Below are 15,416 nucleotides of genomic sequence, written 5' to 3' on the forward strand. Positions count from 1 at the left end.
GGGCTGGGTTTCTCGATCCTCATCACACTGGCTTTAACGCCTACTCTCTTGCGGCTGATCGGGCGCGTTCTTGAGCAGAATGACTGAGTGCCGCTTCCGCAACCCGGAATGCCAGAGCCATGATCGTCATCTGGGGATTGACGCCGGGCGCCTCAGGAATGAGGCTGCCATCGGCGACAAAGAGGTTTTCGACGCCGCGCACCCGTCCGTAACTGTCGACGGCGCAAGCGTCCCTATGCTCGCCGGGTGGGCAGGTGGAAAACAGGTGTATGGTCATCAGGTTGGTCGACCCTTTGGGCAGAGGTTTGTTCCAGAATTCATCGACCTCATCAGGGCTTGTCCAGCCCTCATGGCCGGATATGCTTGGGAGTACCTTGCGGGCATCGGCCGCAAACATCGCCCGGCCGACGCGGGTGAGAACCTGGCCCAAAGCGATCCAGTCCTCAGGGGCGAGTTTGAACCTGACAAGCGGCTCATTAATACCGGCAAGAGGTCTCACCAAGCCCACCCCGCGAGGTCGTATCATGCCATAATACGAGCCGCAAAAACGCCAAGCCTGCATCAAATCGCCGCGATTGGTCCAGTCTTCGGCAAGTGAGAGGCCAAAGACCGCGGGCGTGAACACCGACCCCCCGATGCGCTGCTCCGGCATGAATTCGGTAACGGCTGTCAGCGGAAGGCGTGACTGATGCGCATCAACAGGTTCATCAAACAGGGCCGTCACTCTGATCGTCGGATGAATGCGCAGCGTATCGCCAATGCGTTTCCGCAGGCTAGAACGGCGCAAAAGCGCTGGTGTGTGAATTGCTCCCGCGCAGACAAACACCAGTCCGGCTCTTACACGCATGTGCACGGCTTGTCCGACGGGGTCCTGGGAATGGGCGACGACTACTGTGGCACGTCCTTTCTCAATGCAGATCTTGTCCACACGCGTTCGCGCAAACAGCCGCATGCCTCGGTCCACCGCCTTTGGGAGAACAGTCACCGCCATGGACTGCTTGGCGCCGTTCGGACAAACAAACGAACACCGATTGGCGCCTTTGCAGCCACGCTGCCCCCGTTTCAGCTCCGACACTTTCCAGCCGAGCGCTTTCCCACCCAGCCGCAGAATGTCGGTGGGACGTCCGAGCGGACCGGAGGTCAGGCTTGCATTTACCGTTGTCTCCGCGCGCTCGTAATATCGCGCCAGTTCGTCCGGAGTAAAATTCTCGATCTTGTAAAGCTTGCGCCATTGATCAAGGAGATCGCTATCGGCTCGCTGGGCAATCGCGCTGTTGATTTCTGTTCCTCCCCCAACGCAACAGCCTTCCGCATAAGCAATGGGGGGGCGGCCGATCGCGGCGGTTAATCCTCCGCTGCGCCAGGCTGCCGCGAATGCTTCACTTGCGACACGAGGAGCCGATGATGGGGGAACATGCCCACCTTCTTCAAGCATGATCACAGACAAACCGGCAGCTGTAAGTACATCTGAAACGCTTGCACCGCCCGCACCGGAGCCGATAATCACCGCATCGGCTTCCAGTTGGAGTTCGCTGTTCCGACGAAAACTGCCTTTCATATTCAAGCCTTTGAGTTGCGGGCAGGCCGCGCAGTTAGCAGCTTTGCGGCGACCGGCGTCTGCTCATAAAATGCAAGCAGCGTCATCGAGCGATAAAGCCGTAGGGCGGAACCGGTAGGACCGGGCAATCTTTGCAGGAGACGATAAAATCTGTCTACGCGGAGCGCGCGTGCCAAGGGACCGCCTGCACCCGCTGAAATCAACACAATGCAGAGGCTTATGATGATCGCAACGGTTTCGACCGCCAACCGAATATGAAATGGGGCAGTTGCAATTGCCCGAGTGACACTGTGTACGACCTCTGATGCCACAGCTAGCTTTTCTTCCACGTCCAATAATGGCCACGAAGGCGTCAACGTTGCCACGATCACTCGATTGAATGCCAACTCAGTTTCCTCGCGCCAGAAAGATAATGCCGACTAAGACAAAGGCGAGACCGATCCATTTGTGCAGGTGGAACGGTTCTCCAAAAATATAACGTGACGCCACCATCAGCATCGCGAATCCGGAGCCTGCCAAAATCGGGTAAGCGACTGACACCTCCATGGAGTCTAGGGCCTTTGCAAATAATACGACGTTGATGCCATAAAATGCCAGTCCGCCTGCAAAGCCGGGAGAGAGAAACGTATCGGAGAGACCGGCGTGGGCAGGCAGTGAAGCCCGGCTCCATTTCAGCAATATGTTGCCGATACAGGAATTCAGGCCCGCAGCAAAAACCAGGATTAGTGGTAGCGCATTCATCCTGGGATCATCCGCAATAAGTAGGGAACCAATGCCAGCAGCCGCTGTTTGACCGGCGACTTATGATGTGATTTTCCGTGCTTACTGAGAGACGCCCTATTTGCCTGATACCAATCATAGGATTCAATAATCATCTGGGAATTTGAGTATTTCGGTGCATAACCAAGTTCCTTTTGAGCTTTTGAGATATCGAAATAAATTGCTCGCCCATACATCAGCGAATGGTATGGCCCTAAGGGAGAGAGGCCGAGCGCGCTTGCCATATTCGCCGCAAGGGCAGTCGGGGCCATTGGGATGGATTTGATGCGGCTACCCGTTCCGGCATTGTCGATTACGACTTGCAGAAGTTCACGCATGGTACCGAACTCCGCAGCACCGATATTGTATGTGGCAAAACCTTTTACATTCGAGGCTGCGATGCATGCCCATGCTAGATCATCCGAGTGCACGAGCTGATATTTGTTATTGCCCCCACCCAGCACTGGAATATCGAGCCCCCGTTCAATCCAGTCAAAGAGGATTTGGACGACGCCCAGACGGCCATGTCCGAGAACAGTGCGAGGGCGCACAATTGCCACATCCAGGCCATGGCATTGCACTGCTTCCTTACAGATAAATTCTCCCGCGAGTTTCGCGCGACCATAGTCTTCCGCCGGGTTCGGTTCTGTCTTTTCTGTTACAGGATTCAATTCCGGCGCACCAAAAACAGCGCTTGAGGACGTATAGACGAACTTCTCGATTCCCGTCGCGACTGCCTCGTCGACAATGATCTGAGTCCCGCCGCTGTTAACGGACCAGAAGAGGTCTATTTCCTTAGCCAACGGAACTTGCGCAATGTTGTGGAACACCTTGTCTATTCCGGAAAGTGCTTGCTTGACCGCGTTTCGGTCAAGAATTGTGCCTTTGAAAAATTCCAGATTAGGATGACTGAAGTCAGGAAGGTTCAGGTCGAACACCCGAACGTGAGTCCCTTGCTCAAGCAACTGTTCAGTCAGCACTTGCCCGAAATATCCGGAGCCGCCGGTAACTAAAGCTGTATTCACCATCTTTGACCTATACGAATTGACGGATTCTGAAGAGAAGGAAGCCGAAAACGACGAGTGCCAAATACCGACTGATTCGCAGGATCTGTCCAAGGTCCGCTCCAACCGACTAGGCGTTCAAGCCAAGAGTCGCTGCGACCCAGGAACTTCGTTAACTATCGCTTTGGGATCACCACATAGGCGGCGCCGCAGCGCGTTTGTGGATAGCTATGCATGCGTTGTGCCAAGCGAGAAAATCGTTTCATAGCAACGCGATCACTCTTATTGCGCTGCCCTCGTGTCTGACAGTGTCGAGAACCTGACAATTAAGTGAAACAGTAAGTGCTTAATCGAGCTAGATGAGCGCGGGGAACACGCGCAAATCTAAGCAATGCAGCTCATGGCGAACTTAGTTGGGGGAAGGCTATGAGCACGATAGGCCCCATGTCGGGCGCGCATTTCTGTCGGGCGGTTAGCCGGCTTCCTCGTTTTTGCAGCGGCTCGGATTCGGGGACCTACGTAGCCTATGTCGTCGCGCCGTGCGCTGGCGCGATCGCGAACGGCGTCGCCCGTAACGGGCCTCCTGGCGCTTCCACAATGCCGATCCGGTCGACGCTTGGCTCGGACGCTATAGCGGTATCGAGGTGATCGCGCGCGACCGGGCCGGCGATCTGCCTACAGTGCCCGTCGCGGTGCTCCCGATGCGGCGCAGATCGCCGATTGTCGGCGTCTTCCGCGAAACTTGGGCGGGGCGTTGCGTCTGGCCGTCGGGCGCCACCGCAAACCGGTCGCCGCTTTTCATATCGTATCGGCGCAAAACGTCCTTCTTTTCGCGGGCTCCGCAAGGGCGGCCAGGAACCAGTGCTGCTTCAGACACTCCGCCCGAAAGCGACCGTTAAGCGAATCAATGAGGCGTGTGGGGTCGGCTCTCTATGCCGCGGAAGTCCAGCACAGCAAACGTTGGCATAGGCCCGTAGGTCAAGATGGCGGGACATGAATTCGGTGCCGTGACCGGCACCTCTCGGGTAGCCGACCTGCTAACACACCACCTGCTCTCGCTTCCGAGGGAGGCCGCAGAGCTTCCGGCGAATGACGTCCTGCAGCATCTCCCGGTCCAGCGTCAGTTGGTCGGTCTCATGGTCCACAGCGCCGACATTCAAGACTCCAGACCTCTTGAAATCCATCCGCCAGAGATGGCCGTGGTTGCTGCATGTTTTTGCCAATGGCGGTTATGCTGGCGACAAGTTGAAGAGGCGGCTGAAGAAAACCGGGCGCTGGTCTCTGGAGATCATCAAGCGCACTGACAAGGCAAGGGGCTTTGAGGTTCTGCCGCGCCGATGGGTCGTGGAACGGACTTTCGCGTGGCTTGGCAGATGCCGTAGACTGGCGAAGGACTTTGAAAAATCAGTCGCTTCAGCCTATGCATGGATCATGATCGCCCACATTCGCCTCGTCACACGACGTCTTGCAAGGTATTGCTACCATTAAGTTCTTTTCGAGTCCGTCTCTTAGACCAAGCGTTTCCTTGCGCCTTCCGAGTGATCGATCGCGTCGCGGATTACACCTATGTTGGTTTCATACTCTTGAATTTTGTAATATCCTTCGTGCAAGCAATTGAAATAAAGGCTCTTAAGGTATCTGGCGCTTCTGAACCTTAAAAAATCGTGATATAGCTCGCTTGGAGCTGCGGTAAGAATATATTTGATTTGGCGAGCGGTCATGTGATGATTTGGCTCCGCAACGATCTGATTCAGGTCCCTGATTGACTTAACCGCAGCAAAATTTATCTCGGACTCTATGTCGGGACGATCGCCCGTGTATCGAGCAAAATATAGGAAGAATGTTTTGTTCTTGAGCTGCTGCTCGTGCATGAGCTCGACTAACCTGTTTTCGTGAGTGCCAGTGATCTTCACGTCGTCGACAAACAGAAGACAACGACCTTCGAAATGCTGCGAGTTGAAGTAGAACCTATCACCGGCGATCAATGACTTGCGATGTTCCCCTGACAGGCGTCCGTAGTCGTTCACATAACTGATCTTTCGTGGGACAGTCGCATATTCCACGTGTTTGCCTTTGGCATCAACCATGTGGCTGTTGAGGCGATTGAGCAAATGCATCGTCATTATAGTCGCTGCATTCGGGACAAAGTTATATGGCGACGAAATCATCAGGCAGCGATTGTTCAGTAGAGCGGGTGCGTTTTTTTGGAAGAACGCGTCTGCAATCTGGTAGCCCATCTCGCGAGCTGCTTCGTCGCAACCGAATTTCAGACGTGAATATTGTTCCGGTCGAAAGGGTGCATCCTCGATCGACTGAAATTCATGGAGCGCAAACTCCTGAAATTGATTCATTCACCACCTCTCTAATGTCTTCAGGTCGTCTCAGCAGGGCGCCATGTATTCCGGCGCTCTGCGCACCCCGCAGGTCGCAGATCGCGTGGTCACCGACATGCAGGATGTTGTTGGCCGCAACGTCACACGACTTGATGATTTTGTTGAAGAAGGTTTTCTTCGGTTTTGCATATCCAAGCAAATCGGAATAAATTCCGAACCGAAACACGCATCCAAACGTGCTCTCAAGAAAATCGTGGACCACTCGGCCGCTAATAAAGCTCGAGTTGCTGCCTAGTGACAGCGTATATCCGTCTTCGACCAACGCCTGGATTAGCCTCACGGTAGTATCCAATACAATTGGCTTGCAGATCTGAAAAATGTCCTCGAACGACTTTGCGATGTAGCTCGGATCTTTGTGAACATTGCAACGCATCATAAGCAGACGGATATTTTCGAACAGGGATGGAGCGTACCCAGTTTCAATCGCGTGTTGGTTCACCCATATCTTGACCTCGGCGTATGCATTCCTAACAGCTGCTTCTTCCGCATCGAAACAGGCCGCGAGAAACTTGGTCCTCATCGGCGCATGGCCGGGATTTGGCGATACGAGAGTGTTCCAGACGTCGAAGGAAATGTGACTTATCAACTTTGCCTTCCCGCAGTCTCTAAAGCGCTCGGAGGACCTGCATCTGCAATTGGTCCGCACCCGCCTCGACGTCCCGTACATATGCGGCGCGGGTCCGAAATGGATCTGAATGCCCTCATCGACAACGGCGGTAGGCGAGCATCGGGAGATATCGCCCTGCCGGTGCCGCTCTTCTTTGAAAGTGGATTGTGGCGAACTAACATATTCGCTTTGTCTTCCGTTAATTGTTCGTGACGGCGCTCGACACCTGAATGTCCGGCCGATCCATCGGTTTATGGCTGAGGATTAGCAAACGTCGTGCCAACCGCGCTCGAGCGTCTCGGGAGTGGATTCTTGCTCGTTATTTGCAAAGGGTTCCCATGATTGGGACAGCGATGCCGCCAAACAAGGCTGCGTCGATAACCGCACAATTCGACAATTGGTGTCGAATTTCTGACATCCCCTCATATGGGGTACGACCTGCGGTGCGCATGGAACAAGCTCGTCGTCAGCCATGGACGATCATCTCCATCGGCGGCCGCGGCGGGGCACATCAATTATGATCGGCGCTCGTGGATGTGAGCCACAACCGCCATCGGCAAGCACGCAGCCGGCACGTGATCTAAGATGGTGGAAGCATCGGTATTCAACAGGATGATCTCGCCGCGACAGAGGTGCTTCTGCGGCGACTTGCGCTCTCTGGCCAGCCAGTCGTCGGCGATCGGACCGCGGGACTGTGAAGGATATTCCTGTGCACATGCGTCGTACTCGCAAATGCTCGTGCGAAAGGAATCACCGAGCCGGGCTCTTATGTCTTATGTCAGGCGGAAACCTACTTGGTGTGAGCTTTCAACAGATTGTCCATTCGGCCCTTGGGACACGAATGAACATCGAAGTTCACGCCCCAATGCTCGTCAATCATGTAGTCGAAACCGACCTGCAGCGCGGCGCCCACATGATTGTCGACGTCGAGGTGCCGATTGCATTCAACATGATGATCGCCGGATCCTTCTCGCGAGGTTCAGCGAAGTCCGCTCGCATGGCTTTAAGCAAGTCGCCAATAGCCCCTCGCCTGCCATTGGGCAACCGAGGTGGCAATGAAATGGCAGTCGCACGTAATCGCCAAGTGTTGCCCACGACCGGAGGTCACCGAGATCGTTTGCGATCTGTTAAGCCCAGGCTTTCGCTTCGCCACAGCCGTGCAAGTGTTCGAGGCGCGGCGCAGCAGTGGGTCGGACTTCTGCCGCTGCCAGAGCCGTCCGCCAAAACCTCGAACACCCTCTTCAATCGGGCGGCCGATCCGTAACGCGCTCCAAAGCAACTGCTGTGGGAAACAGGCGGCGAGCGGAGAAGAAGCCGGGCAAGGATCAGGTGCTGGGCGTTCTCGAGGCAGACTGACCACCAAGATCCACATGCCGGTCGATGCGCTCGGACGCCCCCCGTCGTCCGCCAGTCAGGTCGGCGACGTCATGCAGGAAGAGGTCTTGCTAGTGGGGCGATCCGGAGCCGCCGTCCTCGCTGACAAAGCCTATGACAGCAATGCCCTGCGCGAGACGATCGCCGCCATGAGGCCGAGGCGGTCATCCCCTCAAACCGCTCGCGCAACGTCACCATTCCTCATGATGCCCAAGCGTATCGCCACCGCAACCGTAATCGAACGCTGCTTCAACCGCCTAAAATGCTTCCGTCGGTTTCCACCCGCTATGATCGCCGCACAATCCACGTCAACGGCTTGCCTTACTCGCGGCCGCAACGATCTGGCTCGGATGAATGTCACTTCACCCTGCCTAGTGTGCTCCTCGGGCTTCGGGTGCTAGGAACTGGGTGTTGATTATGGCTTCGACTAGCGTTACCCCGTTGGGGGTGAGCGTCACCGCATCCCTGTCGGCGGTGACCAGCGCTTTATCGACTAGTGTCATGAGCGTGCGGCGGATAATCGGGTTGTCGAAAAAGCTTCTGCCTTCAAAACGTTGTCTGAACACATTGTCATTCACCGGAACCAGCGTGGAAAGCGCCATTTTGAAGGCGTTAACTTCGCGCTGAAGCGAGGAGACGCCCCGGCTTTCCTCAATGGGCAGACGGTTTTCATCCAGCGCTTCCTTGTATTTTTTGTAGCCGGTGATGTTGATGGCTTCGGCCCAGGTGCATTTCGAGCTACCACCGAGGCCAATTGCCACTTCCGGGTACTGCGTATCAAGGTCGGTGATTAACCCTTTCCATTTTTCCGGATGCTGATTATTCCGGTGGAAATACATCGTCGGGTGTTCCACATAACCTGGCAAGAGATACTGTTCGACCAGTTCGCGCATCTGATACTGCTTGCCGAGCCCCGGGAAAGTCATGTTGTTGATATTAACACGGCCCTTTTTCTGCCACAGGCTTTCTCGTTCCCCGGAAACGCCGGTACGCTTTTTCATGAACTCTTCCATGTGCAACTTGGTGCAGACTACGTGTGAAAGGTCCAGCTCGAGGGTTTTCTCCATGTCATATTTCACGTCATCCACGCTCTGGCCCAACATGCCGTAGATAAGGTCAACGCTGACCCATTCGAACCCGACTTCGCCCGCGTTATAGATGGTTCCCACACACTCTTCGGCAGAATGCATACGTCCGCAGGCCGTGATAATGCGGTCGTTGAAGGCCTGAGCACCGAAGCTTATTTTGGTAAAACCCAACTCTTTTAACAGCCGCAGATAGTCTTTAGTGAGGGTCCGAGGCTCGCCTTCAAAGCGCATGGTGGCGGCAGAAAAGTTAAAATGGCTCCGGTAAAAATCCATCAGGCGCCGTAGCTCAGGTTCAGGAAGCAGTGATGGCGTGCCACCGAAGATGTTAAATTCGCCGACTTCGGCCTGTGCAAGGCACGGAACGCTCCGAAGCCAGATGGTGGCCTCTTTGATATTATAATCTACTAGTTCCCGGAACACAGCCAGCGAGGAAGTGGCCTCTGGGTTTAGAGTAACCGTTGGGTATTGGCAGAAATGGCAACGGTAGCGGCAGGTGGGGATATACGACCACAGGTGTATCTGCTTTGCCTGTTTGATATCACGGTCCATGTCATCGAAAAAAGAATCGCGTGGATAACGGGAGATATCACCGGGGAAAACGTGGCAACCGAACGGATCTTTAAACACATACTGCAGAAATGCGCTGTTCTCCGGGCACGAGAGAAAATCGTATACTCGCGGCACCGGATAGTCCGCATCGATATCGTTCAGCGAGTTCAGAGCTTCTCTATTCATCAGAATACCCCGCCGTTAGCGAAGTAGTTATGAGCTTCACCAGACTCACGGTCTTCGCAGAAGTAGTAGACAAAGCGCTCGAATTCTTCCGGTTTGACCACATAGAAGCACGCCGGTAACGGCGGCGGAAAACCGATATCTTCACCAACAGCGCGCCGCAAAGCACTGAAAATTTCGTTACAGAACTCAAAATAAAGCCGATATGCCGGGGTTTTGTAAGCATGGATCGCTTTGAAGTCGATAATGCGCGATTCGTGCTTAATTTCACGGATTCGCTGGTACAAACGATCAGCCACCGGTCCGGTAAAGAATTCACGCACAGCGGGGTTTTCCAGCAATATCTGCGGGTTAAGCAACGCAGGCAGCACGACATTTTTGGGAATGTAGTCCTTGATGGAGTAGAACCAGACCTGCTGAGACTGAGCGGGAGTGGTGTCGCACAGCGCTGGCCTTTGCTCTCCCACATCCGGGCGCACATCTTTCATGATGATGATACCATCCTGTCCGTAGGCGGTACCGGTGATCACCTCCTCCAGGATGGTATCGAGGCGCCGGCTGTTAATTTCCACTCGAGAATCCCGGGCGTAAACCGGGTTGCCGCCCCAGGCGATTACGCGGATCCCAAAGTCCCAGTCATCGGAGAGGTGTTCTACAAAGCGGCCATTGTTCAACTGGTAGAAAATTTCGATACCGCCCACTTTATCGTAGAAAGTGCGCTCAACGGCAAAACCTTTGCCGTCCGGAAAGCCGCCGAACAACGAAAACGACATGTCACGACAGCGCAGGGTTTTTTGGATTTCCCGGAAAAGATTGGGGCGATGGCGGAAGGATTCTTCGTTGTAATAGTAATTGCAGGTGCCTAGATCCCCATTTTCCTCCACCATTTTTTCAATCAGCGCGTGCAGCCAGTAAGGGTCTACCGTGCAGTCCGCATCTGCGGAAACAATGTAATGTTTTTTTTGAACGCCTAGGCGGCTGTCACGGGCTTTTGAGCGCGAAGAGGCGTAATCCATGCCACGTTTTCTGGCGGACGAGACGCCCTGAACGGTTTCCTTGATAATATGAATATCCAAGAGTGGATTTTGGGCATTGAAGGCGTTAATTTTCTCAACGGAATCGTCCGTTGAATTATTATCCACAATAATCAGCTCATAACTTTCATGAGTAATCATGCCGCGATATGTTTTCTGATTAAACAGAGAGAGCAGTACGTCATTAATACGATTGCTTTCGTTATAAACCGGCAGCACAATCGATACAAAAACGTTGTCGCGCATATCTCCTTCAAAAGAATTAAAGTCCATAATGTCAATTACGTTATCCGACAGTACCTGCCTGCCAATGCAGAAGTTCCTCATAGCAACGTCATTCATTCGTTGCTTATTATTGACAAACTCGTACAGATCATTGATGAATGCTTCATCAGGCAGGCCATCCCGCTCCTCTGATATCGCCATAACGGGCGCTTCAAATCCATATTGCCCATAAACTTCCCAGTAATACTCGTAGCTGGTAGTGATATAGCAGCGCTGGAAGCTAATCGCTTCGCCAATGGGATTTCCGTAACTGTCGTAATCCCAAGAGGTAAGAAACGATACCAGGTCGCACGTGTAATATAAATCATCAATAGTTATAGTGTTATTTTCTGCTGTTGCATATTTATGCTGTAGTGTGCCAATAAAATTAATAAACGATTCGATGTTTAGTTTTTTAGCTAAGGCTCTCAGCTCCTGATAGAAAGTACTATCTTCATGAGGATCGCCTGCCACAACCAAAAACACTTTACGGTCGACACAGTCCTGAAGAAAACGCTGGTTGAGTCGATGGACTAGATAAATATCTCTGTCAATGCGTTTTTGAGGTATAATACGTGTGGTACGAGCAATCAGAATATCGTTGTCACGTACGGACAGATTTTTTCTGATATTTGTGTAATTACCCTGTCTGGTAAAATCATAGGTATTCTTCTTAACCTTGATTTCCACTTCATGGTGGCACCACGCCTCAAGCTTGTTTTTTAGGTGATTATTGAGTGTGATGTATGTTATGTGGTTGGACTTGATAGGCTTGACGACGTCAGGATATGGTGCAAGGCCGTATTTCATCACGGTCTTCTCACTATTCCACATTAAGTCGTGATCGCGCCAAATAACGAAGTTGCCCAGTCCATGACGTTTCCCGTACGCGTCAATCGCCAGATAAAGTGCTTTGGTGTAAATTATATTTTCTGGAAGTGTTCCATTCTCAACGATTACATAACTGATGTTCAGCCCCTCCCATAGCTGTACAATTCGATGGGCTAGTTGTCGAGACGACTCGCTAATTGCAAGCATGATTTCTTCCTGTTCTTCGGAAGAAACGGTCGTTTTCCCACTTATCAAAATATTGTGTGAGTGCTCAATAAAACTGACATTGTAGTACGGAACGGAATCAATATCATCGACACGAACCAGGGTAAGTATATCACTATAAATCTCTTTTTCATAATCGTAAGGCTTGTTAAATTTGCCTTTATCTATTTTTATGTCATAACCAAGGTCCAGATAGGATTTAATCCGATTCCGTGCGAGATTTTTAGCTACCTTGAATGCTTCTACAGTAACTCCTGATACAGCAACAGCATCAAACGATACAAATATGGCTCCAGCACGAATATTCATTATTCTATACCGTTTTCTTGTCCCAGGCCGATTCCGACCGGAGGGCGGCTGCGCTTGTAGAGGTAGTCGCGCAGAGATCTCCCGGTGACGTCTGCATGTTTGGTGGGTTGTTCATGGAGATACCCTGCTCAATCAATGCCGTGCTGAGTTGTACTGGGCGAAGCAAGTGCCGTGCCGACCCAGGAAAGCCATTAAAATCAATAGGACCGCTCTGATAGCCAGTGCTTCATGTCCGACTTAGTCAGGAAGCCGACAACTAGTGCAAACTGCCCTCGCGGACCTTATGGATTGGCCAGAGATCGCAAGAGGCTCATCGCGTTCGTCCGAGGAGCGTCGTCGCCACCGGTAGCAGAGAGATAGCCTGGCGTGATGCCCGCATCGTAGCGTTCGGATTGCCGGGGATAGTGTCCACTGTGGATTTAAGTGGACTCCATGTCTGAGGAGAGCAAGGGGGGAGTTCGTCGATCCTGTTGGCGACGCAATTGAGGAAAAGCAATCCGCGACGAAGCGTGCTTTTTCAATCAGGTTCACGCGCAACTTCTGTCTAAGGCCTGTTGAGATTCATCTTGAGTTTATGACGGCTGCTGCGAGATGGATGATAGCGTTGAAGCTCTGGTCGGTTTTGTCGGCGCGCATGGCGATGCGCTTGAATTCCTTGAGCTTGCAGAAGAAGTTCTCGATGAGATGACGCCATTTGTACATCTCGGCGTCGAACGGTAATGGCTTGGCGCGGCGCGGATGCTGGGAGATGACAACCTTGGCGCCGCGGTCGTCGAGGTCGGCGATGATGGTGTTGCTGTCGAAGGCCTTATCGGCGATCAGCGCGCCGAAAGCGACGCCGTCAATGAGCGGCGGCACGCCGACGGTATCGAAGCGGTGGCCGGGCAGCAGGACGAAGCGGACAAGGTTGCCGAGCGCGTCGGTCAGCGCGAGGATTTTGGCGGTCATGCCGCCCTTGGAACGGCCTATGGCCTGGCTCTGAGTCCCCCTTTTGCGCCCTGGCCGTGGCGGTGGACCTTGGTGGCGTCGATCATGGCGTATTCCATGTCGGGCTCGTCCGAGCAGGCCTCGAAAAGCCGTACGAAGACATCGGCCTTGACCCAATCACGGTACCGCTTGAAGACGGTGTTCCAGTTGCCGAAGAAGGCGGGAAGGTCACGCCACGGACTGCCGGTTATCGCTGCCGCTTCGCCCCGGGGTCTGTCGGCTTGCCCAGGCAGTGCGGCTCCATCTTCGCCCATTGGGCGTCAGTCAATACGAATCGTTCCATCCGAAGCTTGACTCATAAACAAGCCGCGGCGGGAATCCTGAATCTCAACAGGCCTTAGAAGACAAATCGGCATTAATGGGTTAGCCCCATTTTGTCTAGAAACCGATAGGCGCTATTGAATGAAAATCATCGACATCCGGCCCGAACTAGGCGGCGGCAACGTTATTGCGCGTTTTGACGTGCATCTAGATGAGCATCTACGGATGTCCATGGTTCCGGGAAAACGGCCTGCCCGTCGTCTGCCTTATGAAGTCAGTCGTCTTCTCGATGGCTCGATCGATACGATACGCGACATGCGCGAGCAGACAGGGATTGCCGGCATCCACGGCGTCAAAGACGTGCTGATAGACCTCCGAGTGGCGTCCGAGCGCGCCCGCGACCTTTCCGCCGCAGATATCAGAGACGCCCTCGTCGATGCCGCTGACGTCATCAGGACATTGAAGATTGTGCTTGATGGGAAGGACGAGCTCTAGGTGTTTGATCCCAGGCTCACATGACGATGCTGAGGTCAAGAGGTGTGTTAGGGCGGCATCGTGTTGCTCCAATTGGCAGCGGAATCCAGAGCTGGGCCCGATTGCGTGACACGGCTCGGTCAGTCAAGTCTAGTCAAACTCACATCCGGTCGCCGCTTGGGGCGGCTGCACCAATATCCCGCTTGCGGCGGCAGGGCCCACAAGGGCGAAACCCGTCTTTGATACGGCATTCCAGCCAGCTGGGATCTCGGTTCGCCTTCTGGATCCGCCGAGGCTGATCAGGCCTCGAGGGATGGGTGTGTCGGTCCCGTCAGACAGCCTTCATGACGGAACCCTCGATGACGACGCCTGCGGTGACGTATTTCCACAGCGCCACAAGCAGCTTCCTTGCAAGGGCGACGAGGGTCGTCTTTTTGAGGCGCCCTGATTGCGCATCACGCGTTCGTGGAACCAGCGGGTAAGCGCCGAACCCGGTTGATTGCGCAGCCATAGCCAGGCCAACTCGATCATCGTCGTTCGCAGCCGGGGGTTGCCGGCCTTCGAGACGCCTTGTTCGTGCTGGACCGATCCGCTCTGCCAAGGTGTCGGCGCGAGCCCGGCATAGGCAGCGACCTGCCGGCGATTATCGAAGTGCCGGAAACAGCCCTTCCGCGTAGAGGATGGCCGCACACTCGGGGCCGATACCCTTGAGATCGAGCAATGTCGCTGCCGGAGTCTCGGCGACTTCGATTGCCAGCAGAGCGTCGCGTTCGGCCTGCACCTCTTTGATCTGGGCTATCACCAGTTCGAGGCGGTCGAGCTCGCGACGGATCTGCCCCTTCAGATGTTCAGGCAGCGCGCGGCCGTCGCCGGTCCTCAGTTCCTCAAGCCGATGCCGCCGGTCACGGCGCAGCGGCTCGTAGCCGGTGATGCCCTGGGCAAATAGTAGGCCCTTGATGCGGTTGACATGGCAGGTCCGCTCACCAACCAGAACCTTGCGTTCACGGCCGATGCGCCGATGGTCCTCCTCCTTGACGCTCGGTACCCTAACCATCGCGCACACGCGCGGCTCGCCCCGTTTGTAGGCGAGCAGCGCACGCACCAATGCCTCACCATCGATCTTGTCGGTCTTGGCACGACGCCGTCGGCGCGACGTGGCAATCGAGGCGGCGTCGACGACATGGCTTTCGATCCCCTCGGTCTCCAGGATTCGATGGATCCAGAAGCCGTCGAGACCCGCCTCCTGAATGACCACAAGCGCAAAGTGCCGGCCGGTGCGCACCTGTGCCTTGTCCTGAAGCTGGGCAAAGCGTGCCAGCAGTCCGGTGATATCGCCGCCGCGTACCGCATGTTTCGACATCCTCTCCCCACTGCCCGGCGACAGCGAAGTGATCAACCAGGTCGATTTACTCAGTTCCAAAGAAACGAAGATCGCGCCAAGATCGGTGCGGATAGTGGCAGGCGCCGCAGATCGATCGGCTACAACATGCATGATTGGCCTCCACAGAGTTGTTGG

Annotated in this window: 8 protein-coding genes and 4 pseudogenes; 2 read left to right on the forward strand and 10 right to left on the reverse strand. The window is 54.3% G+C overall.

Annotated elements, in window-relative coordinates:
- Positions 1–40: 40 nt before the first annotated feature.
- The 3 genes from PZN02_RS29930 to PZN02_RS29940 form a co-directional block, all read right to left on the reverse strand.
- A complete protein-coding gene (locus PZN02_RS29930) occupies positions 41–1,558 on the reverse strand; it encodes a GMC family oxidoreductase N-terminal domain-containing protein (protein WP_280663651.1) in 1,518 nt (505 codons plus the stop codon).
- Positions 1,559–1,945: 387 nt separating this feature from the next.
- A complete protein-coding gene (locus PZN02_RS29935; protein WP_280663652.1) occupies positions 1,946–2,299 on the reverse strand; it encodes a DMT family transporter in 354 nt (117 codons plus the stop codon).
- Complete coding sequence (locus tag PZN02_RS29940; RefSeq protein WP_280663653.1) at positions 2,296–3,345, reverse strand: NAD-dependent epimerase/dehydratase family protein; 1,050 nt, start codon at positions 3,343–3,345, stop codon at positions 2,296–2,298. Before PZN02_RS29940 ends, PZN02_RS29935 begins: the two co-directional genes overlap by 4 nt.
- Before the next feature lie 1,100 nt (positions 3,346–4,445).
- Between PZN02_RS29940 and PZN02_RS29945 the strand changes: the two are divergent.
- Positions 4,446–4,809: pseudogene (locus tag PZN02_RS29945) on the forward strand (transposase); the annotation flags it as partial.
- 20 nt (positions 4,810–4,829) lie between these two features.
- On the opposite strand, the gene PZN02_RS29950 reads toward PZN02_RS29945, so the two are convergent.
- The 6 genes and pseudogenes from PZN02_RS29950 to PZN02_RS29975 all read right to left on the reverse strand — a co-directional run bounded on the left by PZN02_RS29950 (position 4,830) and on the right by PZN02_RS29975 (position 13,448).
- Positions 4,830–5,672 (reverse strand): phosphoribosyltransferase family protein, encoded by an 843-nt coding sequence (locus PZN02_RS29950; protein WP_280663654.1) that lies wholly within the window; start codon positions 5,670–5,672, stop codon positions 4,830–4,832.
- The gene (locus PZN02_RS29955; RefSeq protein WP_280663655.1) at positions 5,641–6,300 is read right to left on the reverse strand and encodes an HAD family hydrolase; all 660 of its coding nucleotides are present in this window, start codon (positions 6,298–6,300) and stop codon (positions 5,641–5,643) included. The genes PZN02_RS29950 and PZN02_RS29955 overlap by 32 nt, the downstream gene beginning before the upstream one ends.
- Positions 6,301–7,165: 865 nt before the next feature.
- Positions 7,166–7,255 (reverse strand): annotated as a pseudogene (locus PZN02_RS29960) (OmpW family outer membrane protein); the annotation flags it as partial.
- 811 nt (positions 7,256–8,066) lie between these two features.
- On the reverse strand, positions 8,067–9,518 hold the full coding sequence (locus PZN02_RS29965) for a radical SAM protein (RefSeq protein ID WP_280663656.1): 1,452 nt from the start codon (positions 9,516–9,518) through the stop codon (positions 8,067–8,069).
- The gene (locus PZN02_RS29970; RefSeq protein ID WP_280663657.1) at positions 9,518–12,178 is read right to left on the reverse strand and encodes a glycosyltransferase; all 2,661 of its coding nucleotides are present in this window, start codon (positions 12,176–12,178) and stop codon (positions 9,518–9,520) included. Before PZN02_RS29970 ends, PZN02_RS29965 begins: the two co-directional genes overlap by 1 nt.
- A 561-nt stretch (positions 12,179–12,739) precedes the next feature.
- Positions 12,740–13,448: pseudogene (locus PZN02_RS29975) on the reverse strand (IS5 family transposase).
- 203 nt (positions 13,449–13,651) lie between these two features.
- Here PZN02_RS29975 and PZN02_RS29980 point away from each other — a divergent pair.
- Complete coding sequence (locus PZN02_RS29980) at positions 13,652–13,921, forward strand: hypothetical protein (protein ID WP_280663768.1); 270 nt, start codon at positions 13,652–13,654, stop codon at positions 13,919–13,921.
- A 310-nt stretch (positions 13,922–14,231) separates the two neighbouring features.
- On the opposite strand, the pseudogene PZN02_RS29985 reads toward PZN02_RS29980, so the two are convergent.
- A pseudogene (locus tag PZN02_RS29985) lies at positions 14,232–15,392 on the reverse strand (IS110 family RNA-guided transposase).
- Between the last annotated feature and the right edge of the window lie 24 nt (positions 15,393–15,416).

This window comes from Sinorhizobium garamanticum (assembly GCF_029892065.1).
GTDB classification, from domain to species: domain Bacteria; phylum Pseudomonadota; class Alphaproteobacteria; order Rhizobiales; family Rhizobiaceae; genus Sinorhizobium; species Sinorhizobium garamanticum.